The sequence below is a fragment of the Gordonia aquimaris genome, assembly GCF_026262595.1.
GTDB classification, from domain to species: Bacteria; Actinomycetota; Actinomycetes; order Mycobacteriales; family Mycobacteriaceae; genus Gordonia; species Gordonia tangerina.
This window is the reverse complement of record NZ_JAPKFM010000016.1, coordinates 75,373-102,358: the sequence shown is the minus strand read 5'-3', so window position 1 is coordinate 102,358 and position 26,986 is coordinate 75,373. Positions and strand designations below refer to the sequence as shown.

Annotated in this window: 27 protein-coding genes; 14 read left to right on the top strand and 13 right to left on the bottom strand. The window is 67.4% G+C overall.

Features of this window, described 5'->3' with window-relative positions:
* Positions 1 to 11: 11 nt before the first annotated feature.
* Entirely contained in the window at positions 12 to 1,079 is a 1,068-nt protein-coding gene (hemE, locus tag OSB52_RS15485; RefSeq protein WP_235722136.1) for a uroporphyrinogen decarboxylase, read from the bottom strand.
* Between the two features lie 68 nt (positions 1,080 to 1,147).
* On the opposite strand from hemE, the gene OSB52_RS15480 reads away from it, so the two are divergent.
* Entirely contained in the window at positions 1,148 to 1,768 is a 621-nt protein-coding gene (locus OSB52_RS15480; RefSeq protein ID WP_235722137.1) for a DUF3000 domain-containing protein, read from the top strand.
* Between the two features lie 16 nt (positions 1,769 to 1,784).
* Positions 1,785 to 3,089: an HRDC domain-containing protein gene (locus OSB52_RS15475; protein WP_235722138.1), complete on the top strand. Its 1,305-nt coding sequence runs from the start codon at positions 1,785 to 1,787 to the stop codon at positions 3,087 to 3,089.
* Positions 3,090 to 3,110: 21 nt separating this feature from the next.
* Here the strand turns inward: OSB52_RS15475 and dxs are convergent, their stop codons facing one another.
* From dxs to OSB52_RS15460, 3 genes are all read right to left on the bottom strand, one after another.
* Entirely contained in the window at positions 3,111 to 5,102 is a 1,992-nt protein-coding gene (dxs, locus tag OSB52_RS15470) for a 1-deoxy-D-xylulose-5-phosphate synthase (protein ID WP_266062615.1), read from the bottom strand.
* Positions 5,103 to 5,275: 173 nt separating this feature from the next.
* On the bottom strand, positions 5,276 to 6,595 hold the full coding sequence (locus tag OSB52_RS15465; protein ID WP_266062614.1) for a class I SAM-dependent RNA methyltransferase: 1,320 nt from the start codon (positions 6,593 to 6,595) through the stop codon (positions 5,276 to 5,278).
* Positions 6,596 to 6,602: 7 nt separating this feature from the next.
* On the bottom strand, positions 6,603 to 8,615 hold the full coding sequence (locus OSB52_RS15460) for an APC family permease (protein WP_266062613.1): 2,013 nt from the start codon (positions 8,613 to 8,615) through the stop codon (positions 6,603 to 6,605).
* Between the two features lie 176 nt (positions 8,616 to 8,791).
* On the opposite strand from OSB52_RS15460, the gene OSB52_RS15455 reads away from it, so the two are divergent.
* Positions 8,792 to 9,457: a potassium channel family protein gene (locus tag OSB52_RS15455; RefSeq protein WP_235722374.1), complete on the top strand. Its 666-nt coding sequence runs from the start codon at positions 8,792 to 8,794 to the stop codon at positions 9,455 to 9,457.
* A gap of 20 nt (positions 9,458 to 9,477) precedes the next feature.
* A complete protein-coding gene (locus OSB52_RS15450; protein ID WP_235722141.1) occupies positions 9,478 to 10,140 on the top strand; it encodes a potassium channel family protein in 663 nt (220 codons plus the stop codon).
* A gap of 27 nt (positions 10,141 to 10,167) precedes the next feature.
* Here OSB52_RS15450 and OSB52_RS15445 read toward each other — a convergent pair whose 3' ends face one another.
* Complete coding sequence (locus OSB52_RS15445) at positions 10,168 to 10,875, bottom strand: DUF3159 domain-containing protein (RefSeq protein ID WP_266062612.1); 708 nt, start codon at positions 10,873 to 10,875, stop codon at positions 10,168 to 10,170.
* A complete protein-coding gene (locus tag OSB52_RS15440) occupies positions 10,872 to 11,249 on the bottom strand; it encodes an OB-fold nucleic acid binding domain-containing protein (RefSeq protein ID WP_235722143.1) in 378 nt (125 codons plus the stop codon). Before OSB52_RS15440 ends, OSB52_RS15445 begins: the two co-directional genes overlap by 4 nt.
* Before the next feature lie 136 nt (positions 11,250 to 11,385).
* On the opposite strand from OSB52_RS15440, the gene OSB52_RS15435 reads away from it, so the two are divergent.
* Complete coding sequence (locus OSB52_RS15435) at positions 11,386 to 12,096, top strand: alpha/beta hydrolase (protein WP_266062611.1); 711 nt, start codon at positions 11,386 to 11,388, stop codon at positions 12,094 to 12,096.
* Positions 12,097 to 12,125: 29 nt separating this feature from the next.
* Here the strand turns inward: OSB52_RS15435 and OSB52_RS15430 are convergent, their stop codons facing one another.
* Both OSB52_RS15430 and dut read right to left on the bottom strand, forming a co-directional pair.
* Positions 12,126 to 12,881, bottom strand: coding sequence for a DUF3710 domain-containing protein (locus tag OSB52_RS15430; protein ID WP_235722145.1), 756 nt, complete (start codon positions 12,879 to 12,881; stop codon positions 12,126 to 12,128).
* Between the two features lie 5 nt (positions 12,882 to 12,886).
* The gene (gene dut, locus OSB52_RS15425; RefSeq protein ID WP_266062610.1) at positions 12,887 to 13,420 is read right to left on the bottom strand and encodes a dUTP diphosphatase; all 534 of its coding nucleotides are present in this window, start codon (positions 13,418 to 13,420) and stop codon (positions 12,887 to 12,889) included.
* A 43-nt stretch (positions 13,421 to 13,463) separates the two neighbouring features.
* Between dut and OSB52_RS15420 the strand changes: the two genes are divergently transcribed.
* A complete protein-coding gene (locus OSB52_RS15420) occupies positions 13,464 to 14,048 on the top strand; it encodes a DUF3093 domain-containing protein (protein ID WP_235722147.1) in 585 nt (194 codons plus the stop codon).
* A 117-nt stretch (positions 14,049 to 14,165) separates the two neighbouring features.
* On the opposite strand, the gene OSB52_RS15415 is transcribed toward OSB52_RS15420, so the two are convergent.
* On the bottom strand, positions 14,166 to 14,465 hold the full coding sequence (locus tag OSB52_RS15415) for a DUF4193 domain-containing protein (protein ID WP_266062609.1): 300 nt from the start codon (positions 14,463 to 14,465) through the stop codon (positions 14,166 to 14,168).
* A gap of 405 nt (positions 14,466 to 14,870) precedes the next feature.
* Between OSB52_RS15415 and cei the strand changes: the two genes are divergently transcribed.
* Positions 14,871 to 15,572 (top strand): envelope integrity protein Cei, encoded by a 702-nt coding sequence (gene cei, locus OSB52_RS15410; RefSeq protein WP_266062608.1) that lies wholly within the window; start codon positions 14,871 to 14,873, stop codon positions 15,570 to 15,572.
* Positions 15,573 to 15,730: 158 nt separating this feature from the next.
* Here the strand turns inward: cei and OSB52_RS15405 are convergent, their stop codons facing one another.
* Positions 15,731 to 16,639: an inositol monophosphatase family protein gene (locus tag OSB52_RS15405; RefSeq protein ID WP_266062607.1), complete on the bottom strand. Its 909-nt coding sequence runs from the start codon at positions 16,637 to 16,639 to the stop codon at positions 15,731 to 15,733.
* 183 nt (positions 16,640 to 16,822) lie between these two features.
* Between OSB52_RS15405 and ppgK the strand changes: the two genes are divergently transcribed.
* Positions 16,823 to 17,614: a polyphosphate--glucose phosphotransferase gene (gene ppgK / locus OSB52_RS15400; protein WP_235722151.1), complete on the top strand. Its 792-nt coding sequence runs from the start codon at positions 16,823 to 16,825 to the stop codon at positions 17,612 to 17,614.
* Between the two features lie 184 nt (positions 17,615 to 17,798).
* The gene (locus OSB52_RS15395) at positions 17,799 to 19,229 is read left to right on the top strand and encodes an RNA polymerase sigma factor (protein WP_266062606.1); all 1,431 of its coding nucleotides are present in this window, start codon (positions 17,799 to 17,801) and stop codon (positions 19,227 to 19,229) included.
* Here the strand turns inward: OSB52_RS15395 and OSB52_RS15390 are convergent.
* On the bottom strand, positions 19,217 to 19,633 hold the full coding sequence (locus OSB52_RS15390) for a DUF952 domain-containing protein (RefSeq protein WP_235722153.1): 417 nt from the start codon (positions 19,631 to 19,633) through the stop codon (positions 19,217 to 19,219). The two genes, OSB52_RS15395 and OSB52_RS15390, sit on opposite strands and share 13 nt — an antisense overlap.
* Before the next feature lie 301 nt (positions 19,634 to 19,934).
* Here OSB52_RS15390 and OSB52_RS15385 point away from each other — a divergent pair, with 301 nt between their 5' ends.
* Both OSB52_RS15385 and OSB52_RS15380 read left to right on the top strand, forming a co-directional pair.
* A complete protein-coding gene (locus OSB52_RS15385) occupies positions 19,935 to 20,909 on the top strand; it encodes a sulfite exporter TauE/SafE family protein (protein WP_266062604.1) in 975 nt (324 codons plus the stop codon).
* A 266-nt stretch (positions 20,910 to 21,175) separates the two neighbouring features.
* Positions 21,176 to 21,379 carry a DUF7455 domain-containing protein gene (locus OSB52_RS15380; protein WP_160902505.1) on the top strand — a complete coding sequence of 68 codons (204 nt, stop codon included), beginning with the start codon at positions 21,176 to 21,178 and terminating at the stop codon, positions 21,377 to 21,379.
* A gap of 155 nt (positions 21,380 to 21,534) precedes the next feature.
* On the opposite strand, the gene OSB52_RS15375 is transcribed toward OSB52_RS15380, so the two are convergent.
* Positions 21,535 to 23,274: a DEAD/DEAH box helicase gene (locus OSB52_RS15375; RefSeq protein ID WP_266062603.1), complete on the bottom strand. Its 1,740-nt coding sequence runs from the start codon at positions 23,272 to 23,274 to the stop codon at positions 21,535 to 21,537.
* 394 nt (positions 23,275 to 23,668) lie between these two features.
* Here OSB52_RS15375 and OSB52_RS15370 point away from each other — a divergent pair, with 394 nt between their 5' ends.
* Positions 23,669 to 24,931 carry a YihY/virulence factor BrkB family protein gene (locus OSB52_RS15370; protein ID WP_266062602.1) on the top strand — a complete coding sequence of 421 codons (1,263 nt, stop codon included), beginning with the start codon at positions 23,669 to 23,671 and terminating at the stop codon, positions 24,929 to 24,931.
* A gap of 22 nt (positions 24,932 to 24,953) precedes the next feature.
* Here the strand turns inward: OSB52_RS15370 and OSB52_RS15365 are convergent, their stop codons facing one another.
* Complete coding sequence (locus OSB52_RS15365) at positions 24,954 to 25,226, bottom strand: DUF3039 domain-containing protein (protein ID WP_235722156.1); 273 nt, start codon at positions 25,224 to 25,226, stop codon at positions 24,954 to 24,956.
* Between the two features lie 146 nt (positions 25,227 to 25,372).
* Here OSB52_RS15365 and OSB52_RS15360 point away from each other — a divergent pair, with 146 nt between their 5' ends.
* Positions 25,373 to 25,798, top strand: coding sequence for a DUF3099 domain-containing protein (locus OSB52_RS15360; RefSeq protein WP_235722157.1), 426 nt, complete (start codon positions 25,373 to 25,375; stop codon positions 25,796 to 25,798).
* 157 nt (positions 25,799 to 25,955) lie between these two features.
* Complete coding sequence (locus OSB52_RS15355) at positions 25,956 to 26,984, top strand: sigma-70 family RNA polymerase sigma factor (RefSeq protein ID WP_266062601.1); 1,029 nt, start codon at positions 25,956 to 25,958, stop codon at positions 26,982 to 26,984.
* Positions 26,985 to 26,986 lie beyond the last annotated feature (2 nt).

Sequence of the window (26,986 nt, the reverse complement as noted above, 5' to 3'; positions counted from 1 at the left end):
CGCGTCGGGCATCAGAGGCTGTGGACGAGCTCGACCGCGCGGGTGATCACATCGGGGTCGGTACTCGGCAACACGCCGTGGCCCAGGTTGAAGATGTGCCCGGTCGCGCCCGCGCGCACCGCGCGGTCCCCGTCGGCGACGACTCTGCGGACCTCACGTTCCACCACGTCAGACCCCGCGAACATCAACGTCGGGTCGAGATTGCCCTGAACCGCCTTGCCCGGGCCGACGCGGCGTACCGCTTCGTCGAGCGGCACGCGCCAGTCGACGCCGATCACATCGGCCCCGGCCTCGGCCATGGCTCCGAGCAACTCGCCAGTGCCCACTCCGAAGTGGATGCGCGGCACGTCGTGGTCGGCGACCTCGGCGAAGACGCGGGAACTGTGGGGGGCGACGTAGGTCTGATAATCGGCGAGTGACAGCATGCCCGCCCACGAGTCGAACAGCTGCAGTGCGTCGATCCCGGCATCGAGTTGGACCCGCAGGAAGGTGATCGTGATGTCGGCCAGACGCCCCATCAGTGCGTGCCAGGTCTCCGGATCGCCGTGCATGAGTGCCTTGGTGCGCTCGTAGTGCCGGCTCGGACCACCTTCGATCAGGTACGAGGCCAACGTGAACGGCGCACCGGCGAAACCGATGAGGGCGGCCTTGTCCGGCAGTTCGTCGAGAATCAGCTCGATCGCATGCGCGATGGCACCCACCGAGTGCTCCTCGAGCCGCGGCAGATTCGCCACGTCGGCGGCGTCCCTCACCGGGTTGGCGATCACCGGTCCGGTACCGGCGACGATGTCGAGATCGATGCCGGCCGCCTTCAACGGCACCACGATGTCGGAGAACAGGATGGCCGCATCCACATCGTGTCGACGGACCGGCTGCATGGTGATCTCGCAGACCAGTGCCGGGTCGAAGCAGGACTCCAGCATGCCGTGGTCGGCGCGGATGGCTCGGTACTCCGGCAGCGATCGACCCGCCTGCCGCATGAACCACACCGGCCGACGTTCCGGGGAGGCGCCGCGGGCCGCGGCGACCAGTGGGAGATCGTGTGCGCGACGGGCGCGGGAACGTGTTGTCTCGGACATCGCCTCTACTCTGCCACGTCTCGGCGCGCCTCCTACCACCGTGGGGCCACCGGACCTACCGTCGAGGCGTGACCTCTTCGGGAGCTCCGACGGAGCCTGCTGACTTCCGCGCCGCGGTGTCGTCATTGCATGCCGCGCGGATCCGACCGGAAATCGAGGTCGGACCGATCCGTCCGCCACAACGTCTCGCCCCGTACAGCTACGCGGTCGGTGCCGAGGTACGTAGCGCCGGCGACGCCGACGACGTACCGGTGGATTCCACGGGTAGCTCGTTCGGGCGGCTGATCCTGCTCTACGACCCCGCCGGCCAGGAAGCCTGGAACGGGACCATGCGGATGGTCGCCTACGTGCAGGCCGAGGTGGAGGCCGCGCTGGCGATGGACCCGCTGCTGCCGGAGGTGGCATGGAGCTGGCTGTCCGACGCGCTCGGCGTTCCGACCGGTGAGACCTCCGGGCACGCGCCGGCGAGCGGGGTGGCGGTGACCGCACTCGGCGGCACGGTGACCTCCACCACCTCGGTTCGCTACGGCGACATCGCGGGACCGCCGCGCGCCCACCAACTCGAGCTGCGCGCCTCATGGACCGCGGGGGGTCTGGAACTGGCCGGCCACCTCGAGGCGTTCTGCGAGGTGTTGTCGTCGGCCGCCGGTCTGCCACCCTCGGGTGTCACCGAACTGGGCCCGGCCTGATTCGGTGGCGGGTCCGATGACGAGCGGCGACGAGACGACCGGACCCTCTGATCCGACACCACCGGAGGCGGTGACCGAACCCCTCCTCCGTCCGGCCGAGGGCGTGCCGCCTGTGCTGACCAGCGCCGCCGAGTTCGCTGCGGCTGCCGAGTCCATCGCCGCCGCACATGGGCCGATCGCGGTGGACACCGAGCGCGCCTCCGGCTATCGCTACTCCCAACGGGCCTACCTGATCCAGATCCGCCGCACCGGTGCGGGCACCTTTCTGCTCGACCCGATCGAGGAGCCTGCCGCGCTGGCGCCGGTCATCGAAGCGCTGGACGGACCCGAGTGGGTCCTGCATGCCGCCGACCAGGACCTGCCCTGTCTGCGCGAGGTCGGCTTCGTCTGCCGCGAGCTCTACGACACCGAGTTGGCCGGACGCCTACTCGGCCTGAGCAAGGTGAATCTCGCCGCGATGGTGGCCGAGTTTCTCGGCCTCGGGCTCGTGAAGGGCCATGGCGCCGCCGATTGGTCGCGGCGACCGCTCCCCGCAGACTGGCTGAACTATGCCGCACTCGACGTGGAGGTCCTCGTCGAGCTGCGCGACGCGATGGATGCCGCCCTCGCCGCCGCCGGAAAGGACCAGTGGGCGCGCGAGGAGTTCCGGTTCGTGCTGGAGCGGCCACCTGCTCCCCCACGTCCCGACCGCTGGCGCAAGACGTCGAACATCCACACGATCAAGAACGTCCGGACCCTGGCCGCGATACGCGAACTGTGGACCGCTCGTGAGGAACTCGCGCAACGTCGAGACGTCGCACCCGGGCGGGTACTGCCCGATTCGGCCATCGTCACCGCCGCCACCGCCAACCCCACGTCACAAGCGGAACTCACGCGCCTGCCCGTGTTCGGGGGTCCCCGCCAACGCCGCCAGGCCCACATCTGGCTGCGCGCGCTGGACCGGGCCCGGGAGCTCGCTGATGCCGACCTGCCGCCGCGCCGGTCCCCGACGACCGGACTTCCGCCGATCAATCGGTGGGATCAGCGCAATCCCGACGCGGCGGCGCGGGCCGCGCGGGTACGTCCCGTGATCCGAGAGATCGCCGAAGCGCACCAGGTGCCGACGGAAAACCTGCTCGCCCCCGAGGTGGTGCGGCAGTTGTGCTGGGAGGGTGTACCTCTGCCGGCCACCGCCGGGTCGGTTGCTGCCCGCCAGGCTGACGAGGGAGCCCGTCGATGGCAACGCGATCTGACCGCAGCTGCGATCGCAGAGGCACTCAACAGCGTCGACGCCGAGCCCTCCGCCACGAACCAGACCCCCGACGCCGAACGCCGCGACTGAAACACTCGGCCTCTGGCGGCGTCAGCCCTCGGCCTCGGGGGCGGCCGACACATCCGACTGGGACAGCTCGGATCCGGACAGCTCGGACTCGTCCAACTCGCTATCGGCCGAGTCCCTCGCCGAGTGCATCTCGGCGACGGTCGCGGTGATGGTGCGCGCGAGATCCTGGGCGGTGAGACCGAAACCGGACAGCAGTTGTCCGCGGGAGGCATGTTCGACGAACCGTTGCGGAATGCCCCGGTGATGCACCGGGACCGCGACGCCCGCGTCGGACAACGCGTCACTGACCGCCGACCCGACTCCGCCGCGCACACCGCTGTCCTCGAGAGTCACCACCAGTCGATGACGTCGGGCGAGATCGGCGATCGACCCCGGGACCGGTAGCACCCAGCGCGGGTCCACGACAGTTGCGTCGATGCCCTGCCGTCCGAGCCGCTGCGCAGTGTCCACCGCGAGACCGCAGAAGGCACCGACCGCGACGATGAGCACATCCCCGGCCGCCGCACCGACACCCGGCGCCACCCGATGCAGCACGTCAACGCCGTCTTCAAGGCGCTCGACCGCCCGGATATCTTCGGGCACAGCGCCTTTGGAGAATCGCACGGCGGTCGGGCAGTCGCTGACCGCGAGGGCTTCGGCAAATTCCTCGCGCAGCCGCACGGCGTCGCGCGGCGCGGCGACCCGTAGGCCGGGCACCAACGACATCAAGGACAGATCCCACATGCCGTGATGGCTGGGGCCGTCGGGTCCGGTGATACCGGAGCGGTCCAGCACCAGGGTCACCGGCAGCTTCAGCAGCGCCACATCCATCAGCAACTGGTCGAAGGCGCGGTTGAGGAAGGTGGAGTAGATCGCGACGACCGGATGGAGCCCACCGAGCGCCAGCCCCGCGGCCGAGGTCATCGCATGCTGCTCGGCGATCCCGACATCGAACATCCGGTCAGGGAACTTCTCGCCGAACGGCGTCAGACCGGTGGGACCGGGCATGGCCGCGGTGATCGCGACGATGTCGTCGCGGCGCGAGCCGGCCTCGATCAACGCCGCGGAGAACACCGAGGTCCAGTCCTGTGGCGACACGCTGGTGGCGCGTCCGGTCCGCGGATCGATGATCCCGGTTGAGTGCATCTGGTCGGCTTCGTGGTTCTCGGCGGGCGCATACCCCATCCCCTTGCGGGTGACGGTGTGCACGATGACCGGGGCACCGAATGCCTTGGCCTGCCCGAACGCCGACTCCAGTGCCGCGATGTCATGACCGTCGACCGGGCCGACGTACTTGATTCCCAGGTCGGTGAACATGGCCTGCGGGGAGAGCAGATCTTTGAGGCCGCTTTTCATCCCGTGCAGCACCGCGTAGGCGGGTTCGCCGACCATCGGCAACTGCTTGACCGCGCGACGGCTCTCGTCGAGGAACCGCTCGTAGGCCGGCTGCAGCCGCAACCCGGACAGGTGACGGGCCAACCCGCCGATGGTGGGGGCATAGGACCGACCGTTGTCGTTGACCACGATCACCACCGGCCGGTCGCCACCGGCGATGTTGTTCAACGCTTCCCAGCACATACCGCCGGTCAGCGCGCCGTCGCCGACGACGGCCACCACGGTCCGGTCGGCCGAGCCGGTCAGCTCGAAGGATTTCGACAGTCCGTCGGCGTAGGACAGTGCCGCCGACGCATGCGAGGACTCGACCCAGTCGTGCTCGCTCTCGGCGCGCTCCTGGTAGCCGGTGAGTCCGCCCTGTTGGCGCAGTCCGTCGAAACCGTCCTGCCGGCCGGTGACGATTTTGTGGACGTAGCTCTGGTGTCCGGTGTCGAAGATAACCGGGTCGCGGGGGGACTCGAACACGCGGTGCAGCGCCAACGTCAGTTCCACGACCCCGAGATTGGGGCCGAGGTGCCCGCCGGTCGCGGACACCTTGTCGATGAGGAACGCCCGGATCTCGGCGGCCAGAGTGGTCATGTCCTCCGGCGACAGCGCCTGCAGATCGGTCGGCGAACCGATCTTCTCGAGCACGCCCATCGAGTCCTCCATCACATCCGTCGATTCAGATCAGCACGCCGGGCTGATGGCGTGCGTTCCATCGGGCGCTGTGGCCTCGATGGCTTTCCCGACAGTCTACGGACCGGACCCGGATCGTCGGATTCACGCCGACCGCCGCGCGCCCGTCGGATTGATCACACGCGGGTGGCGCGTCACCGTCGGCGATGTGCGGGCACCAAGGCGGCGATGGCCTCGATGTGATGGGTCAACGGGAACGCGTCGAACGCCCTGATCTCCTGCACCCGATATCCCTGGTCACCGAAGAGGGCCAGATCGCGAGCGAATCGCCCGATGTCGCATCCCACGTGCACGATCACATCCGGATCGGCATCGGCGACCACACCGATCACTGCCGCGCCGGCACCGGTGCGCGGCGGGTCCAGGATCACCACGTCGGGGGTCGGCAGTTGCGCGGCCACCGTCGCCACCTCACCGCGATGCACCTCGACGATGCCGTCGTCGAAGGTGGCCTCGGCAGCAGCGAGGGCGGCCGCGTCGGAATCCACGACATGCACCGTGGCCACCGACCCGAGGTCGGCCCGGCCTGCCACATCGATCATCGCTCCCGCCAACACACCGGCCCCGCCGTACAGATCCCACACGACACCGTCCCCGCAACCGCCCGCCGCTGCGACCAGGTCCACGACCGTCTGCCCGTACGTCGCGGGGGCGGCGCGGTGGGCCTGCCAGAAACCGGTCACGGGGATCTGCCAGATCCGGTCGCCGACACGATGTGGCGCGGTGGCCGAACCCTCGACCACGCGTTGCGCGCGGGGCTGCTCACGCCGCCGCCGCGTCGCCTGCGCCGCGCCGCGGGCACCACGGCGTGCACGCCGCACCGGCCGGGGAGGGGCGATTTCGATGATGTGGCGCCCACCGTCCATATCGGCGACGATCGCGAGGTCACCGCCCGGGGTCAGCTCGAGATCGTCGAGTCCGGCGAGCATCCCGGCCTCCGGGGCCGCACACGAATGGCCGGCGACGATGCCCGAGCCGTGCCGGGCGTGCATGCCCGCGCGGCCGGCGGAATCGATGCCGAGACGGGTCCGTACCCGCCAGCCGGTGCCGCTGTCACCCAGACCGGTCACCGGTGTGGACGCGATGCCGAGGTCGTCGAGCGCGTCAGCGCCGAATCCGCCGATCCGACCCAACGCGTCCCGCACGACCTGTGCCTTCAGGTCACGCGCATGCTCGAGCGAAACGAACGCGAGGTCACAACATCCGGCACCGTGTCGGGCGGCATCACAGATCGGCTCGACCCGGAAGGGCGAGGGTTCGATGATCTCAATGACCTCGGCTCGAACGAAGCGCTCCCGGCTGTCGTCGACGATCCGAGCCCGGACCAGTTCACCCGGGATCGCATCCCGGACGAAGACGACCCGACCGTCGAGTCGACCGACCGCCTCGCCACCGTTGGCCGGACGGTCGGGCCGCAGCACGATCTCGCGGGCATCGTCGTCGGTTGTGCTCACCGTGCTGTCACCGGTCGTCGAGGTCGCTGCCCAGGGCCCGGCGCGTGTCCCCCGGCGCCGAGTACTCGAGGTCACGATTCTTGAGTCGGATCGACGAGTTGAGCTGCCACGGCACAGACGTGACCATGACGCCCGGTTCGAACAGCAACCGTGTCTTGAGGCGCAGCGCCGACTGGTTGTGCAGGATCTGCTCCCACCAATGCCCGACCACGTATTCGGGAATGAAGACGGTGATCACGTCGCGCGGCGATTCGCGACGCACCCGACGTACATAGTCAATGACCGGGCGGGTGACCTCCCGGTACGGAGACGCAATCACCTTCAGCGGCACCGAGACCTCACTCGCCTCCCACTGCGATACCAGCTTGCGTGTATCGCGGTCGTCGACGTTGACGGTGATCGCCTCCAGGACGTCGGGTCGCGTTGCCCGGGCGTAGAGCACGGCGCGACGGGTGGCCAGATGCAGCGTGGAGACCAGCACGATCGAGTGGGTGCGGCTGGGCAGCACTGAATCCTCGTCGGCCCGCTCGAGTTCGCGCTGCACGGTCGAATAGTGCAGGTGGATCAGCTTCATCAACACGAACAACACCACCATCGCGAGGATCGCGATCCAGGCGCCCTGGGTGAACTTGGTCACCAGCACCACCACCAACACGGTCGCCGTCATCACCAGGCCGACAGCGTTGATTACCCGCGACCGCTGCATCCGGTGGCGCGCATGCGGGTCGGTCTCGGTCCGCAGGTGACGTGTCCAATGTCGGACCATGCCCGTCTGGCTGAGCGTGAACGAGACGAACACCCCGACGATGTAGAGCTGGATCAGCGACGTGACCTGCGCGCCGAACGCGATCACGAAGACCATCGCGGCGACCGCGAGGAACACGATGCCGTTGCTGAAAGCGAGCCGATCACCGCGGGTGTGCAGCTGACGCGGCAGGTACCGGTCCTGCGCGAGCACCGAGCCGAGCACGGGGAACCCGTTGAATGCAGTGTTGGCGGCCAAGATCAGGATCAGTGCGGTGACGGTCGCGACGAAGTAGAAGCCCGGCGTGAACGAGTCGAACACCGCATGTGCCAGCTGGGCGATCATCGCCTTCTGCTGATACCCCTCCGGGGCGCCGATGAGATCCTGCTCCGGGTTCTCGACGTACTTGGCGCCGATCTGCTGGGCGAGCAGGACGATACCCATCAGCAGCGTGATGGAAAAAGCTCCGAGCAGCAGCAGTGTGGTCGCCGCGTTGCGGGACTTGGGTTTCCGGAAGGCCGGAACGCCGTTGCTGATGGCCTCCACGCCGGTCAACGCGGCACATCCGGAGGAGAACGCCCGGGCGATCAGGAACACGAAAGCGATACCGACGAGGTGGCTGTCCTCGGCGCGGATCTCGAAATCGGCCGTCTCGGACTGGATGTCCTCACCCAGCACGAAGATCTCCAGGAATCCCCAGATCAGCATCGCGGAGACACCGAAGATGAAGGCGTAGGTGGGGATCGCGAGTACTGCCCCCGATTCCTTGATCCCGCGCAGGTTGACCGCGGCGAGCAACGCGATCGCGGCGACACTGAACCACACCTTGTGTTCGGAGACGAACGGGATGGCCGAGCCCACGTTCTCGGCGGCCGACGCGATCGACACCGCGACGGTGAGCACATAGTCGACCAGCAGCGCGCTGCCCACGGTGAGTCCGGCGTTGGGACCGAGGTTGACCGTCGCCACCTCGTAGTCACCGCCACCGGACGGATAGGCGTGCACGTTCTGCCGGTAGCTGGCCACCACCACGATCATCACGACGGCGACCGCTACTGCCACCCACGGGGTGAAGACCAGACCACTGAGTCCGGCGATGGACAGCACCAGGAAGATCTCCTGCGGTGCGTAGGCCACCGAAGACATCGCGTCGGAAGCGAACACCGGCAGCGCGATGCGCTTGGGCAGCAGGGTGTGACCCAGTTTGTCGCTGCGGAACGGGCGGCCGAGCAGAATCCGTTTGGTCGCTACGGACACCTTGGACACGGTGGACACCAGGCAACACTAGAGCGTGTAGTAGACAAAGGCCACAAGGGACCGGCCGCATCGATCCGGCCACCACGGATGTGTAACGTCGTCGCCCGACACGTCGGTGTGCGCGGTAGGTTCGATGGGTCCGTACCGCGCTTGCATCGTCGTCGCGGGATGTCCGCACAGTCGGAAGGGTGCACGTGCAGGTAGTCATCATGGGGTGCGGTCGCGTGGGTTCATCGCTGGCGATGGCCATGCAGAAGCGGGGCCACGACGTCGCGGTCATCGACCGTGACGAGTCGTCGTTCATCCGGCTGAGCCCGCAGTTCGTCGGCACCACCGTGGTGGGCGTCGGCTTCGACCGAGATGTACTGACGCGCGCGGGTATCGAGAAGGCCGACGCGTTCGCGGCGGTGTCCTCCGGGGACAACTCCAACATCATCTCCGCGCGTGTCGCGCGGGAGACCTTCGGGGTCGAACGCGTCGTCGCACGCATCTACGACGCCAAACGCGCGCAGGTCTACGAACGGCTCGGCATTCCCACCGTCGCCACCGTGCCGTGGACGACGGAGCGATTCGTCTCGGCGCTCGGCGAGACCTCCACCACCATCGAATGGCGAGATCCGTCGGGGTCGTTGGTCATCGCCGAACTCGAGGTCGACGAATCCTGGATCGGGGTGAAGGTCGGCAAGTTCCAGGAAGAGACCGGTGGGCGGATCGCCTTCCTGAACCGACTGGGGAACCCAATCCTTCCTGATGCGAAAACCGTTGTGCAGCAAGATGACCTCATCTATGCGGCGATCCCGACCGAGCAGCTCGATGCCGCTCGCGCCACTGCCCGGTCCCCGCGGATCACATCCGACTGACTCAGCTGAGGGAGAAGACGATGAAGGTTGCCATCGCCGGTGCGGGCGCGGTCGGGCGCTCGATCGCGCGGGAGTTGCTGGTCAACAGGCACGAGGTGACGCTGTTCGAACGCAAGTCGGCCCATATCGATCCCGGAGCCGTGCCCGACGCGAACTGGGTACAGGCCGATGCGTGCGAGCTCAGCAATCTCGAACGGGCCGAGCTGCAGACCTATGACGTGATGGTCGCGGCCACCGGCGACGACAAGGCGAACCTCGTGGTGAGCCTGCTCGCCAAGACCGAGTTCGCAGTCAATCGGGTGGTGGCACGTGTCAACGACCCCCGCAACGAGTGGTTGTTCGACGAGGACTGGGGCGTCGACGTCGCCGTCTCGACCCCCCGTATCCTGGCGTCCCTGGTCGAGGAGGCGGTGTCTGTCGGAGACCTGGTGCGTCTGATGACGTTTCGTCAGGGACAGGCCAACCTGGTGGAACTCACCTTGCCGGCCAACACACCGCTGGCGGGTAAACCCGTTCGCAAACTCGCGCTACCCCGCGACGCCGCACTCGTGACCATCCTGCGCGGCGGTCGGGTCATCGTGCCGCAGAACGACGACCCGATCGAGGGCGGCGACGAATTGGTTTTCATCGCTCCGGCCGAGGCGGAACCGGCGCTCTACGAAGCGATGCGCCTGGGTAACTGAACCGATCGAGGAGACCCGGCGCCGGGGTCAGTGCCGGCCGGTGTCGGTCTCGGCGACTTCGGGATCGGACTGCTCGTCGGCCACGATCCGATCCTCCTCCTTGCTCGCGCGGCGCACCAGCAGCACCGTCGCCAGCACCGCCAGCGCGGTCAGCGGCCACCCCATCGCGATCCGGGAGACCGCAAGCCAGCCGGTGCTGCCGTGATCGTAGAGTTCGGATTGCGTCAGATATCGGGCGGCGAAGACCAGTGCCCAGAAGGCCGTTGCGAGATCGTAGGCACGCAAGGTCTTGCGGTGTCGGCGCCAGTCCATACCCTCGCCGCTGATGAGATTCCAGATCACACCCACCAACGGCCACCGCACCAGGATCGACCCCACGAACACGATCGCGTAGGCCAGCGTGGTCCAGATGCCGAACAGGAAGTAACCCTTGGCGTCGCCGGTCCGGTAGGCGATGAACACACAGATCGCGACCCCGATCAGACCGGAGATCGCCGGGTTCAAGGGTTCGCGGCGGAGTAGCCGGATCACGAACACGGCCAGCGCCGCGATGAGCGCCGCAACTATCGCCGCCGTGAGTCCCCACGCGGAGTTGACGGGCACGAAGACGACGATGGGCACCGTCGAATAGATCAGCCCGGATACGCCACCCATCTGTTCCAGCACAGACGGGCGAACATCGGATTCGGGTGCGCCACCGAGTGTGGGTTCCGACGGGTCTGGCGACGACGTCATTCGTCGTCGGGGCCCTGGAGTTCGTAATACGGGTTGTAGATGAGCTTGGTGCCGTCATGTTCGGCCAGTCGACCCCGCACAGTGATCTTGCGGCCCGGTTCGATCCCCGGGATCCGATTGCGACCGAGCCATTTGAGCATCACGGTGTCCGACCCGTCGAAGAACTCCGCTTTGACGCCGACCTTTGCCGCACGTGAGCAGGTCTCCACTGACCGCAATTCGCCGTGCATCGTTACCTCGTCGCCACGACAGCACTCCGCGGCGCGCTGGGCGCCGGAGGCACGCGACTCCTCGGCGATCTCCACGGCGTCGGCGTCGCCGAGATCTTCGGTCAGCCTGCGGGTCAACCGCTTCAGGTAGCCGGTGGTAGGCATCGCACCCTCCCCTTGGGTGACGCGTCTCTCGTCGAGACATTGGTGAAACATTGTGGGGCGGATTCGCCGACCCTGCTTACAGTCGCCAGCGTAATCCCGTCCGTACTCTGGGTACAACGTCGGGCATGATCATGACATGCCCGCGACACGTCCGCCGGTTCGCCCGGTTGCGCAGAAGCTCGTGGCCATTCCCGGAACCGGTTCGGACGCCGATTTCGTCCGCCGGGCATTCGGCCCCGCCGCCGCTCGATGCGGATTGACACTGGTGGCGCTCGAACCCTCGACCGACCTCGTGGACGGACATCTCCGACGCCTCGACGAGGTGGCGGCGACGTCGGGTCCGCTCGTGGTCGGTGGGGTGTCGATCGGCGCGGCGATCGCGCTGGCCTGGGCGTTAAACCACGACTGCGCGGGAGTGTGGGCGGCGTTGCCGGCATGGAGTGGGGACCCCGCAAAGGCTCCGGGGGCAGCGGGGGCGGCGGCCACGGCCGCGGCCCTGGCACGTGACGGTCTGGAGACGACGATCGCGGCGATGGCAGCGTCGAGCCCGCCCTGGCTGGCGACCGAGCTGAGCCGGTCATGGCGCGCGCTGCATCCGGCGCTCGGCGGCCATCTGACCCAGGCTGCGCAATTCCACGGGCCGACGATGACCGAGATCTCGACACTGTCGGCGCCGCTCGCGGTGACCGCGGCCGTCGATGACCCGGTTCACCCGCTGGCGGTCGGTCGCTCCTGGGTGCGCGCGGCACCGCGTGCGGTGCTGAACGAGGTGACCCTCGACGAGTGGGGCAACGATCCGTCGACGCTCGGCTTGCGCTGTGCTCGCGGGTGGCAAACGCTGCGCTGATCACGTCCGGGCACGGCGAATCGGGACGATCAGCCTCGCCGGTCGCGCCGGAGGCGCTGCATCGCCGAACCGGATGAGCGCGGCATCGGTTCGGGGTCGTCGGACTGCGGCTGCGCGATGTCGGGCGCAGACGATTGCGGAGCGGCGCCGGGCGTCGACTCACCCTGCGAGCCGGCCTCCTGTTGTTGCGCCATCTGCTCTTGTGCCGCAGCGACCTGCTCCGCCAGCACCGGCGGCAACACCACCGGCAGCGGGTCGCGCGGCGGAAACGGTTCCGTGCCGCGGCGCACCACCGACTCGGCCAGCACCGCGCGCGCCAACCGGCCCAGTTCATCGGCGCGGTCATCGGGTCCGCTGGCGACGCAGCGGACCATCCACCGCGGCCCGTCCACACCGAGGAAACGATGCACGCCGCCGGGCACGGTGGCGACCACCTCCCTACCCCAGTGACCATCCTCGACCGCCACCGACGCACCCTCGTCACGCAGCGACTCGGCGAGCTCGCGCACCACTTCACGCCACAGGCCCGGTGATTTCGGTGCCGCGAAGGCGCTGACGTTGATGCGCCCATGTGGCGTCACCAGATAAACGGCTTCCGGCTGATGATCGGCCGACATCTCGACGGTCACCTGACCACCCTCGACCACCGGGACCAACACCGATCCGAGGTCGAGATGGGAGTTCCCGAGCTCCTCGGCCGGCGTCGTCAGCGCTTCGATGTCGTACGGCCCCTGGGCGGTGCCGATGCGCAGGTCGCCGTCGGTGTCATCGTCGTTGGCTGCCATGTCGTCTACTCCTCGATGTCACGTGTCGTCGGGTGATCCGGTCGGCGGTCACCATCGGGTGCCGCCGCGGCCAGAATCGCGTGTCCACCGCTGGAACCGTGTCCGCCGAGTCCACGGCTGGTCTCGTCGAGCTCGTCTACCTCGACGAAGTCCGGTAACTCGACGCGCTGCACGAGCAACTGCGCGATCCGGTCTCCGCGGGTGATCACGATCGACTGGTCGGGGTCGAGGTTGATCAGGCACACCTTGATCTCGCCGCGGTAGCCGGCATCGATGGTGCCCGGGCTGTTGACGATGGACAGGCCGGCGCGTGCGGCGAGCCCAGACCGCGGATGGACCAGCCCGACCGTGCCGATCGGCAACGCCACCGCGATCCCGGTACCGACCAGCTGCCGCCGACCGGGCGGCAACTCGAGGTCGATCGTCGAACACAAGTCGACACCGGCGTCGCCGGCATGCGCGCGGGTGGGCACAGGAATGTCGGGGTCGAGTCGGCGGAGGGCGATCGGTTCGCTCGCGTCGCCCCGGTCGTTTGTCACGGTGGGAGAATTCGGCGCCACGAGGGCAGACTACGCTGGTCGCGTGACTCCCCCTGAAGCAGCTGATGATCCGGCCGGTCGTCCCTCCGGCGACGGCCCAGGTGAGTCGAGAAATGGCGCGCAGCACCCGGCGACAGAACGCCATCCGGCGTCGGACCGGTTCGCCGAACGCCTGAGGGTGCCCTGGTGGTGGTGGCTGGCCGCCGCCGTGGTGACCGGCGTCGTCGGCTACGAGATTCAGCTGTCCGCGCACCGGTCGGCGTGGAGTGTCGCAGGCTACGTCGTGGTGGGCGTGTTGTGTGCCTCGGTGCTGTGGTCGATGGGGCGGGTCTCGGTCCGGGTCACCGCCGAGCGGGAGCTACACGCCGGCCGGGCGCGCCTGCCGCGCGGCGTCATCGCACGCGGCGCAACCGTGCCGGCGACCGCCAAGAGTGCCGCACTCGGTCGACAACTGGATCCGGCCGCGTTCCTCATGCACCGCGCCTGGGTGAAGACGATGGTGTTGCTCGTGCTCGACGACCCGGACGACCCCACCCCGTACTGGCTGGTGTCCACGCGCGACCCGGCCGGACTGCTCGCCGCGCTCGACGTGCCGGACGCCGCCGCCGAGGCCGGTATCGCCGACTGACCCGGCGGGGATGAACAAGAGGGCGGGATGAACGACGGGGCGGGCCCGATTTCGGTCGGCCCGCCCCATTCATTCTGGGTGCATTTGTGGGGCTGAGCCGCGAGTCTGCGGCGCTCGTCAGGCGCAGTCCACGCAGATCCGCGAGTTGCCGTTCTCCCGCGCCAGCCGGCTGCGGTGATAGACGAGAAAGCAGCTGGTGCAGGTGAATTCGTCGGCCTGCTTCGGGATGACCCGAACCGAGAGCTCCTCGCCCGAGAGATCGGCGCCGGGGAGTTCGAAGGATTCCGCGGTGTCGCCCTCATCGACGTCGACGGCAGCCGCCTGCGCCTCGCTGCGGCGGGCCTTCAGCTCCTCGAGCGAGTCCTCGTTCAGATCCTCGGTGTCTGTGCGACGTGGCGCGTCATAATCAGTAGCCATTGTGTGCCTTACCTATGTGAGAGTGTGCGAGCGCTCTCGGTTGTCCAGGCTTGTGGCCGGACAAACGTAGGTGCGCGGACCCGCCGGGATTGTCTTGCCGTCGGGCGTCACTTCAACGTCATGACCGGTGCAATTCGTTACCCAGGACCCTGCAGATCGGAGTGATTTTCATCACATCCGACTCGCATGCCTTCCGTCTGCTTCGGAGGGCGGGCGCCCGAAGCCTAGTGCACCGATGCCGCTGGGTCAACGGCGGAGCCATTCGGATCATTCCCTGGCGTGGTCCATCGGCGAAGCCGGCCCGTTCGGCCGAGACAACGGGTCCACCGGCCTGTCTACGCCGAGCGCCGGCGCCGACCCTCTAGAGTGGTGCCGCAGGTCGAGGTGAGAAGGAGCCGATTCGCGGTGGTGTCGCAAATTACCGGGGGAACATCGGTTGACGCCAGAGGTCGTCCGTTCCGGCGGCGCCGGGCACGTCCGGCGATCATCGCCGCAGTCGTGCTGCTGGTGGCCGCGGTGATCACGTGGGCGGTGGCATTGGGCGAATCGGGGCCCGCCGCGATCCCCACCGCATGCAACCAACCGACACCCGCATCAGCGGATCCGTCCGCTCCGCCCCCGGCGACTCCGGCCGCGGAGCCGCCGGAGCTTGCCGCGGCCGACCGGGACGAGATGCTCGAGGTGACCCCGGCGGCGCTGTCCACCTTCCAGGTCCGTGTGCTCAACGCGTCGTCTCAGCGCGGTGCCGCCCGGTCGGTGTCCGATGACCTGACGGCCCAGGGCTTCACCCCGGTCGCCGATGCCCCGTATGCCGACGACACCGTGTATCCCAATCGCGACCTGGCGTGCTATGCGCAGATTCGATTCGGGCCGGCCGGCCAGTCCGCCGCCGCGGCGGTGTGGCTGGCACTACCCTGCGCGCAGCCCGTCCTCGACGGCCGAACCGACAATTCCGTCGATGTCGCGCTCGGCGAGTACTACGAGGCCCGGGAACAATCCCAGGACGCGCAGGCCGCATTGGAGGCTCTACGCTCGGCCGATCCGAAGAACCCCCAGACCGGTGCGGACCCCGGTCTCGTCAAGGCAGTGCACTCCTCGTCCTGCTGACCGCCCTCGACCGAGCGGCCAGTCCCACCTACCCGAGCGTTGACTGGGCACCATTTCCCGTTGACTGGGCACTGGGTAGCGCAGAGCCACCCGACGTCGACTCCGGCCTTCCGCGCACTCGACCAGAATCAGCGCCCTCGACGCGGTGGAGCGCGTCCCTAGTGTCCCGCGTCGGCGGACATGGTCCTGCGTGCCCCGAGTCGGTCGAGAACCTCGATGAAGTCGTCGGCGATGCCGGGCGCACACGCGATAGTGACGTGACCGTCCGACGAGCGCGAATCCGGTGGCGGGGTGTGCACCACTGCGCCCGCCTCGGCGGCAATCAATCCGCCGGCCGCCCAGTCCCACGGGCTCAATCCGTGTTCGAAATGCGCATCCACCGCACCACTTGCGACCATGCACAGATCCAAGGCGGCCGCGCCGACCCGCCGCAGATCACGAACCTGCGGCAGCAACTCGGCGACGATGGCCCCTTGCTCGGCCCGACGGCGCGCGTCATAGGAGAAACCCGTCGCGACCAGGGCGAGCTCGACACGATCGATCGGGTTACAGGCCAGCGCAATCGGCCCGGTGCCGGCGTCGAGGCGTGCACCTGCGCCGAGCGACGCGGAGTACGTGATCGCACGCGCCACATCCACCACCGCACCGGCAACCGAACGACCGTCCACCTGGGCGGCAACCGAGACCGCATAGGCCGGGATGCCGTACATGAAGTTCACGGTTCCGTCGATGGGGTCCACCACCCAGCGCACTCCGGACGGCACATCGACCGAGCCACCCGCTTCCTCGCCCAACACCTCGTCGCCGGGCCGGCGTGCGCGCAATTCGGATCGGACGAGCTGTTCGGTCTCGGTGTCGGCGAGCGTCACCGGATCAGTGGGCGTCGATTTGGTGCTGACGGCCGGCGCCTGGGTGGATCGGTCCGATCCGGTATCGACCGTGCCGGGGTCGTGACCGGGCCGGGCGCCGAACAACTCGGATCGCCGGACCCGTACATGGGCGGCGGCACGTTGTGCCACATCGATTGCGACACGCTCGAGTTCGTCGAAGCCGGGATCATCGGTCACGCCACCATGTCAGCACACCGACACCGGCCGCGTCGCGGCGGGATGAGCGGTGAACACCGGGACCGGCAACGATGACGAGTTGGTGTCCACCACAGCGTCGCGTCCGCGCGCTGGATAGCCTAGGTCGCACACGATTTCCCCGAGTACGGGGAACCCGACGGTTCGATCAGAGAGGACCCGGACATGAGCGATGCCGAGGCAGCGAGCACCGAGACAGCCACCCCCACCAACCTCGGATTCGGCGTCGACGTCGGTGGTTCCGGAATCAAGGGCGGCATCGTCGACCTCGACAGCGGCGAGCTGGTCGGCGAGCGCTTCAAAGTGCTCACACCTCAGCCCTCGACGCCAGAGGCCGTGGCCGGCGGTGTGGCCGAGGTCGTCGAACACTTCGGGTGGACCGGACCGGTCGGCATCACCCTGCCCGGCGTGGTCACCGACGGCATCATGCGCACCGCAGCCAACATCGACAAGGGCTGGATCGACACCGACGTCTACGAGCTGTTCAGCTCGCATCTGGGGGGTCGGCAGGTCTCGGTGCTCAACGACGCCGACGCCGCCGGGATGGCCGAGGACCGCTACGGTGCGGCGGCCGATGTGGACGGCGTCGTGATGCTGCTGACTCTGGGCACCGGCATCGGCTCGGCGATCCTGATCGACGGCACGCTGGTACCCAACACCGAGCTCGGGCACATGATCGTCGACGGCAAAGAAGCCGAACACCGGGCGTCGTCGAAGGTGAAAGAAGACAAGGGCTGGAGCTATGAGAAGTGGGCCGGCAAGGTCTCCAAGGTTCTCGAGGCCTACGAAGTTCTGTTCTGGCCCAAGGTCTTCGTGATCGGCGGTGGTATCAGTCGCAAGAGTGACAAATGGGTGCCGTTCCTCACCAACTCGACACCGGTCGTGCCCGCGACGTTGAAGAACACCGCGGGTATCGTCGGCGCGGCGATGGCGGTGACCGCCGGGCTACGCGCCTGACCGCCTCGTGGAGGTGATCGGGGCGGATCGCGACGTGGCCTGACCAGGGCTTTGCCACATGGTGCGAGGCGATGTCGTTACAATGGTCCACACCGGTCATCGCGCACCGAGAAATCAAGCCCCTGATCCGCGTCGGCGTGCGCCGCCGTCGGTGGATACACGAGTCAGTTCCGAAAGGTTGTACGTGGCAGCCACCAAGACCCGACAGGCCGACGTCGACGAATCGACAGACGCAACTACCGCCACGGAGCCTGCGCCGGCCCAACGGACCGCCAAGAAAGCCGCCAAGAAGGCCACCGCCCGCAAGGCACCCGCGAAAAAGGCAGCAAAGAAGGCGGCGAGCAAGCGCGCCCCGAAGAAGGGCACCAAGCCTGCCGAATCCGACGGCGAGTCGACCGAAGATCTCGACGACAGCGGCACCATCGACGACATCGATGGTCCCGATACCGAACTCGGCGACGATGTCGAGATCGACGACATCGAGGTCGACGAGGACGATGACGCCTCCGACGACGACTCCTCCGATGATGACGAGGACGACGACACGGCCGACGCCGAGACCGCACCTGCGGCGACGAAGGCCACCGGCACCAAGGCCAAAGCGGACAGCAAGGAGAAGACCTCCGGTGACTTCGTCTGGGACGAAGAAGAATCCGAGGCACTCCGCCAGGCCCGCAAGGACGCCGAACTCACCGCGTCGGCCGACTCCGTCCGCGCCTATCTGAAGCAGATCGGCAAGGTCGCCCTGCTCAACGCCGAGGAGGAGGTCGAACTCGCCAAGCGCATCGAAGCCGGCCTGTTCGCAACCGAGCGGCTGCGCCGGATCGTCGATTCCGGCGAGAAGATCAGCACCGCCGCCAAACGCGACCTGAACTGGATCTCCCGCGACGGAAACCGTGCCAAGAACCACCTGCTCGAGGCAAACCTCCGGCTCGTGGTGTCGCTGGCCAAGCGCTACACCGGTCGCGGTATGGCGTTCCTGGATCTCATCCAAGAGGGCAACCTCGGTCTGATCCGCGCCGTGGAGAAGTTCGACTACACCAAGGGCTACAAGTTCTCCACCTACGCGACGTGGTGGATCCGGCAGGCGATCACCCGTGCGATGGCCGACCAGGCACGCACCATCCGCATCCCGGTGCACATGGTGGAGGTCATCAACAAGCTGGGCCGGATCCAGCGCGAACTGCTCCAGGATCTCGGCCGCGAGCCCACCCCGGAGGAGCTCGCCAAGGAGATGGACATCACGCCGGAGAAGGTGCTGGAGATCCAGCAGTACGCGCGTGAACCGATCTCACTGGACCAGACCATCGGCGACGAGGGCGACAGCCAACTCGGTGACTTCATCGAGGACTCCGAGGCCGTGGTCGCGGTGGACGCCGTGAGTTTCACCCTGCTGCAAGACCAGCTGCAGTCGGTGCTGGAGACGCTGTCCGAACGCGAGGCCGGTGTGGTCCGGCTACGCTTCGGTCTCACCGACGGCCAGCCACGGACCCTCGACGAGATCGGTCAGGTCTACGGCGTGACGCGCGAACGTATCCGCCAGATCGAGTCGAAGACGATGTCGAAGTTGCGGCACCCGTCGCGGTCGCAGGTGCTGCGCGACTACCTGGACTGATCTCGGCTCGATGGGTCCGAATCCGACCCGGAGATCTTCGTCACGAACGCGGGCGGTGCGAAAGCACCGTCCGCGTTCGCCTTATATGGGTGTACGTCGATGACGGCATCGACCGGCAATGCGCCGTAGAGATGGGGGAACCGCATCCCCTCAGGATCAGACGGCACTCCCGGTTCCCAGACGACCGGCGCCGACAGCCGGTCCGGGTCGATGACGAGCAGCACGAGGTCGTCGCGTCCGGCATACAGCCGGTTGGCCGGGAGATGGACCTGAGCGGGCCCAGAGAGGTGGATGAACCCGACTTCGGTGAGCGACGGCGGTTCGTGAGATCCGGCCCGGCGCGACTGCTCCCATTCGACGCGGGCACACAGGTGCAGCAGCACAGGCTCGGAGTCGACATTCATAGGTCGTTGCTTAAACCATCCGGCAGCCGGCTTGTCAAGAGTTGTGCGCGGTCGGATTCTCCCGACCGTGCCAAATGCACGGATCGGGTCGGTCTGCCCTTACGATTCTCCGCATGCTGGTGACCCGACGAGCCATCGACCTCCTGAGGGTGGCGTCGATGCTGTGTCTGCGGCGCCGCGGCCCGATCTGATCGAGATGCCGCGGCGCGTACCCCATCGCGCCAGCGTCTGCCAGGGTTTCCCGGCTACCGGGTGCGTGTCCGCACAACCCCGAGTCATTTGAACCGAAAGTTCTCATCGCATGCGCACCATCGTCCTGATCGGCCTGGTCGGTCTCGCCGCTCAACTCGTCGACGGCAGCCTCGGCATGGCCTACGGCGTCACCACCACCACCCTGTTGTTGGCCATCGGGGCCAACCCCGCCGCCGCGTCGGCCACGGTCCACCTGGCCGAGATCGGGACCACACTCGTGTCCGGGGTATCGCATTGGCGCTTCGGCAACGTCGACTGGAAGGTCGTCCGACGCATCGCCCTGCCCGGCGCGATCGGCGCGTTTCTCGGCGCGACCGTGTTGTCGAATCTCTCCACCGAGGCTGCGGCTCCGCTGATGGCCATCATCCTGTTGCTGCTGGGTCTGTACATCCTGACCCGGTTCACCTTCCAGGGCATCCCGCGTCAGCATCTCGGCAAGCCGCTGCGCAAGCGGTTCCTGTCCCCGCTGGGACTCGTCGCCGGTTTCGTCGATGCCACCGGTGGCGGCGGTTGGGGGCCCGTCGGCACCCCGGCCATACTCGCCAGCGGGCGACTCGAACCGCGCAAGGTCATCGGTTCCATCGACACCAGCGAGTTCATCATCGCGGTGGCCGCGAGTCTGGGCTTCCTGGTGAGTCTGGGCTCGCAAGGGATCAACTTTGCATGGGTCGGCGCGATCCTGGTCGGTGGAATCATCGCTGCCCCGATCGCGGCCTGGTTGGTCCGGCACATCCCGCCGCGACTGCTCGGCGCCTCGGTCGGTGGTCTGATCGTGCTCACCAACACCCGCAGCCTGCTGCGCAGCGATCTCGTCGACGTCCAGTCGACCGCACAGACGGGCATCTACCTCACGATCATCGTGCTGTGGGTGGCCGCCTTCGCGTACTCGCTGCGGGAGTACCTGCGTGACCGCGAGAACGAGTCGTCGGACGCCGTCAGTCGGCTGCGTGCCGAGCAGGCCGAGGCTGTGGAGCGCGAACCCGATGAGGCCGCTGAGCCGACCGGTACCCCGGCCGTGGGCTGATGCGACTCCGAGCGCACATGGTCGACGACGATGTGCTGGGCTCGTGTGAGCGTTGTCTCAGCACACGTAAACTCGGATTGAGCGCGTGTTGCCGCTGGAGCAGCACGTGTTAACGGTGAGTGACGACACACCCGGGCGACCCGCGGAACAATACGAAACGCTCATACGTCTGAAAGGGTGAGGGTGACGCATCAGACCGATGTGTCGGCTCACGAAGGGAAAGGCGACCGGCAACGACGCCACCGCCGGACCGGGACGGAGGAACTATGTCAGACACAGCCACCACAGCCCCGATCTCCATGCCGCTGACCGCCGCCGATCGCTGTGATCGTTGCGGAGCGGCCGCCAAGGTGCGGGCTGTACTGCCCGCCGGTGGCGAGCTTCTCTTCTGCCGCCACCACTTCAACGAGCACGAGGCCAAGCTCGTGGAGCTGTCCGCAGTCGTGGAGTCGAGCGAAGAATTGGTCTGAATCGTCCACACGATGTCGCGACCCGGTCGGAGTGATCCGGCCGGGTCGCTGTCGTATCACCGTCGAATGGGCACCGTTTCCTCGAGTGGGCGCCTTTTTGTCGTCGAGTGGGCGCCTCTTGTCGTCGAGGTTGCGCCCAACCGCGGGTACCTAATTCAGCGCCACTCACGCAGCGCGGAGATCCGCTCACGGAGTTGCTCGGCGGTGGCCATCGCCGTGGGTGGACCACCGAGACGCTCGCGAAGTTCGTTGTGAACCATGCCGTGTGGCTTACCGGTGCGATGGTGGTGCATCGCGACCAGCGTGTTGAGCTCCTTGCGCAGGGCGTGCAGATTCTCCCCGGTCGGGCGCGCAGGCGCAGCGGTCTCGATCACCTGGGCAGGACCGGCCGCCGACCGCTGTGACACCTGCTCGGCCTGCCGTTTGCGAAGCAGCTCACGCACCTGATCGGCATCAAGGAGCCCTGGTAGACCCAGATAGTCCTCTTCCTCGTCGCTGCCCGAGAACGTCGCCGTCCCGTAGGAGGCGCCGTCGAAGATGAGTTGGTCCAGTTCGGCGTCGGCGTGCAGCGACTGGAAGGCCTTCTCGTCCTCGCCTTCTTCGTCCTTTTGCTTGTTGGCATCGATCAACAGCGCGTCATCGAGGCCGTCGCTGTCCCGATGTGGTTTACCCAGGACGTGATCGCGTTCGGCCTCCATCTTGGAGGCCAGGTCGAGCAGCACCGGAACCGACGGCAGGAACACACTGGCGGTTTCGCCCGGGCGCCGGGAGCGGACGAAGCGACCGATCGCCTGAGCGAAGAACAGAGGCGTCGACGAGCTCGTCGCGTACACGCCCACCGCCAGCCGAGGCACGTCGACTCCCTCGGACACCATGCGCACCGCCACCATCCACTCGTCGCGCGATGCCGCGAACTCGGCGATACGTGAGGACGACTTGGGATCGTCGGACAGCACCAGCGTCGGCCGGGTACCGGTGATCGCGGTGAGTAATTCCGCGTAGTCGCGGGCGACGGTCTGGTCGGTCGCGATGACCAACCCGCCGGCATCGGGCATTCCGCCGGCGCGAAGCTGTCGCAGCCGCGTGCTGGCGGCCTCGAGTACCGACGGAATCCAGTCCCCATGCGGGTCCAACGCGGTCCGCCAGGCGCGGGCGGTGTGTTCGGCCGACAGGGGCTCACCCAACCGCGCCGTGAACTCCTCCCCCGCGCTGGTACGCCAGCTGGCCTGCCCGCTGTACGCGAGGAACATGACCGGACGGACGACGCCGTCGGCCAGTGCGTCGGCGTAACCGTAGGTGTGATCGGCCACCGACCGCAGCACCCCGCCCGGCTCGGGCTCATACGTCACGAACGGGATGGGCGAGTCGTCGGAACGGAATGGCGTTCCCGTCAGCGACAGGCGGCGGGTGGCGTCGGAGAAGGCCTCGCGAATCGCGTCTCCCCACGACTTCGCGTCCCCGCCATGGTGGATCTCGTCGAGGATCACCAGCGTGCGCCTGTTCTCCGTGCGCACCCGGTGCCGCGACGGGTGCGCGGCGACCTGCGCATAGGTCAGCGCCACACCGTGATAGTCCGAACTGGTCTGGCCGGTCGCGTTGCGGAACCTCGAGTCCAACGCGATGCCCACCCGGGCGGCCGCCTCGGCCCACTGGTGCTTGAGGTGTTCGGTCGGGGCCACCACGGCGATCTGCTCGACGGTGCGGTCGTCGAGGAGCTCACGCGCCACGCGCAGGCCGAACGTGGTCTTACCCGCACCCGGCGTCGCGACGGCCATGAAGTCGACCGGTCGGCGGGTGAGGTATTTCGTCAACGCCCGCCGCTGCCACGCGCGCAGTGGCGGACCTGGGGGGATGGTTGCCTCTTCGGCTGCCGTGCCGTCGGCTGCTGAAGTCACTCGTGCACTGCTCCTGACACCTGGTCTGACCGGACTGTCCGTTCGGGACACATTCGGGACATGAAATGTCCCCTCGGGGTGAGAACCGTCGGAGGGGACGCGAGCAATGGTACTCCGGACCACCGAGCGGCTACCCGATCGACTCGCGCAGCGTCCCCGACGGGTGGTGAATCGACGACGGCACACCACCGGGGGCCCGGTTGCCCCGTTTCGTCGCCGGATCAGGGATGCTGGAGCCATCAGCAGTCGAAACCGGAACCCCGTACCGATCACCGAGGACACCACGTCGTCGGCAGGTACTCCCTATCCGGCATCGGCGGCCCCGATCCCACCCGACCGATCGCGACCGCGTCGACGTCCGGCCCCGTCACCGACGCCACCGGATGGCCCGCCGATGGCAGCGACGCCGACCACCCCGATAGACGACACCCATCCCACCCGCCCCCTGGCGGCCCGGCCGGGCATGGACCGGTCTCGACCACAGGCCGCTCCCCCGGCCGCGGCACCACCGGACGGCCCGGAGCCGGCGACTCCCGACACGGACATGCCGGACTCGGGCACGGGGACAAGGCCGGGGCGTTCCCATGCCGATCGAGGCGTCGACGACCCGGCCGCCGAGACACCGCCGTCGGTCGGTCGACCTGTGCTGCCGAATCTGCACCGCCTGGTGTGGCGCACCATCGTCAAGGCGTGGGACGACGGCATCGTGGGTTGGGCGGCCCAAGCCGCGTTCTGGCAGGCACTGTCGCTACCGCCACTACTGCTGGGTCTGCTCGGCAGTGTCGGCTACATCGCCGGCTGGTTCGGTCCGGACACGGTCGACGTCATCTACGAACGCATCGTGGCCTTCGCCGACCGTACGTTCTCCGCCAACGTCGTCGACGAGATCATCCGACCCACGGTCGACAACGTCCTCGGCCGTGGCCGGGTGGTCGTCATCTCGGCGGGCTTCGTGATCTCGCTGTGGGCCGGGTCGTCGGCGGTGTCTTGTTTCGTCGCGTCGATCGTGCGCGCCCACGGACAGCACGAGGTCCGCAACCCCGTATGGCAACGATTCTTCGCGCTGTTCGTCTACATGGGATTCCTGGTGGCGTCGGTGTTCGTGTTGCCGCTGGTCGCCCTCGGGCCCAATTACCTCCACGAGATAGTGCCGGACTCGTGGGACCCGATCGTCACCCACCTGATCGATTACGGCTACTTCCCGTTCGTGGCCGTACTACTGCTGGTCATGCTGACCACGCTTTACCATCTGGCGCTGCCCAACCCGCTGCCGTGGCACCGGCTGGTGGGCGGAGCGGTGGTCGCCGGAATCTTCTTCTGGGTCGCCAGCTACATACTGCGCATCTACCTGACCGAGCTCACCCGCGCCGGGTACAGCTATGGCGCGTTGGCGACGCCGGTGGCGTTCCTGCTGTTCACGTTCTTCCTCGGCTTCGCCATCGTCGTCGGCGCCGAGTTCAATGCCGCGGTACAGGAGTTCTGGCCGGCGAAACCGCCGGTGTCAGCGCAGATGCGCGATTGGGTTTCGTCGCAGACCGCGGAGGTGACCGGTCAACTCAAGACGTTGCCCGACCGGCTGGCGTCCGGACCGATCCGGCGGGGGCGTACGGCCGGGCCGTCACGCCGGCCGCCTCCATCGCCACCGACCTCGGAGTGAGCCGGCCGCACGCCAGGCGAGCTCACTCCCCTTTGCGCATCCGGCTGTAGATCTTCTTGCATTTCGGGCAGACCGGCGATCCGGGTTTGGCCGAGCGGGTGACGGGGAATGTCTCACCACACAAGGCCACCACGTGATTTCCCATGACCGCGCTCTCGGCGATCTTGTCCTTCTTCACGTAGTGGAAGAACTTGGGGCGATCGTCGTCGCCGTGGTCGGTGGTGTCGGCATCGGGCCGTTCGTCGACGTCTGTCCGCTCGTCGAGGTCCGGCCGCTCGATTGTCTCAGTTCCCATACCGACCATTGTGCGCCACGACGACGGGCGAGGGACAACGCCGAAAGGGGTACAGCTCCGAATGACCTACATGAGACCTCGATCGGCGAGTTCGATTCGGATGGCCCGTCGGTGCATCCGCCGCGGCGAAGTGGGATGGTGGACGTATGAGCAGACAAGGATCATCGGGGCACCGTACCGACCCCCAGACCTTTCTGATCACCGGTGCGCAGCAGTCGCTCGACGATCAGCACCGGGCACGTGTGCGCAAGTATCTGACCCTGATGGCGTTTCGTGTGCCGGCGCTGGTGATCGCCGGAATTGTGTACAGCGCCACCGGAAACGGACTGCTCGCGCTCGCCATCGTCGCCGCGTCCATCCCGATTCCATGGGTCGCGGTCCTCATCGCGAACGACCGGCCGCCGCGCAAGCGCGGCGAGGTGGCGCAATACAAATACGGCGTCGATCACTCGGTGCTCGGCCCGGCCGGGATCGAGGGGCATCGGCAGACCCTCGATCCGACGATCGTCGAGGGCACCGCCGAGTCGTCGGACGAACCGTCGCGCTCCGATCGCGATCGTCGTTCCCACTGACCGACACTCTCAGCAACTTCTCATGTACTCGGCTGCATCTGCCGGGAAAAACGCTGGTCACACCACCCACGGTCGACGCCGGGGGTCGGCGTCCCCGGGAACTTTCCCCTACCCGTTCGCGTTGAACCGGGTGTACGCACTCACGTCAGGAGGCCGAATGTCACGCTCGACAGTTGCACGCCCGACCACGACCACTGCAACCACGACCACTGGAGTAGCCGACGATCCCGCACGCATCCGTCCGGCGATGACGGAGCAGGATCTCGACGCGCAGTCCCCGGCAGCTGATCTTGTTCGCGTCTATCTCAACGGCATCGGTCGCACCGCACTGCTCAATGCCGAGCAAGAGGTCGAACTGGCCAAGCAGATCGAGGCCGGCCTCTACGCCAAGCATCTGCTGGCCACCAAGAAGCGACTCTCGGCCACCAAGAAGCGCGACCTCGCCGTGATCGTTCGCGAGGGCGAGTACGCGCGTGCGCACCTGCTCGAGGCCAACCTCCGCCTCGTGGTGTCGCTGGCCAAGCGCTACACCGGACGCGGGATGCCGTTGCTCGATCTCATCCAGGAAGGCAACCTGGGTCTGATCCGTGCGATGGAGAAGTTCGACTACGCCAAGGGATTCAAGTTCTCCACGTACGCGACCTGGTGGATTCGTCAAGCGATCACCCGCGGTATGGCCGATCAGAGCCGCACGATCCGGCTCCCGGTCCATCTCGTGGAGCAGGTGAACAAGCTCGCCCGCATCAAACGTGAACTTCATCAGCAACTCGGCCGTGAGGCCACCGACGACGAACTGGCCAACGAGTCGGGCATCCCGGCGGAAAAGATCGCCGACCTCCTCGATCACAGCCGTGACCCGGTGAGCCTCGACATGCCTGTGGGCAATGACGAAGAGGCGCCGCTCGGAGACTTCATCGAAGACGCTGAAGCGACTTCGGCGGAGAATGCGGTGATAGCCGGCCTGCTGCACTCCGACATCCGGTCGGTGCTGTCCACTCTCGATGAGCGCGAACAGCAGGTCATCCGGATGCGCTACGGGCTCGACGACGGCCAACCGCGCACACTCGATCAGATCGGTCGGATGTTCGGGTTGTCCCGCGAACGTGTGCGGCAGATCGAGCGCGAGGTCATGGGCAAACTGCGTCAGGGCGAGCGCGCCGAACGCTTGCGCGCGTACGCCAGCTGATT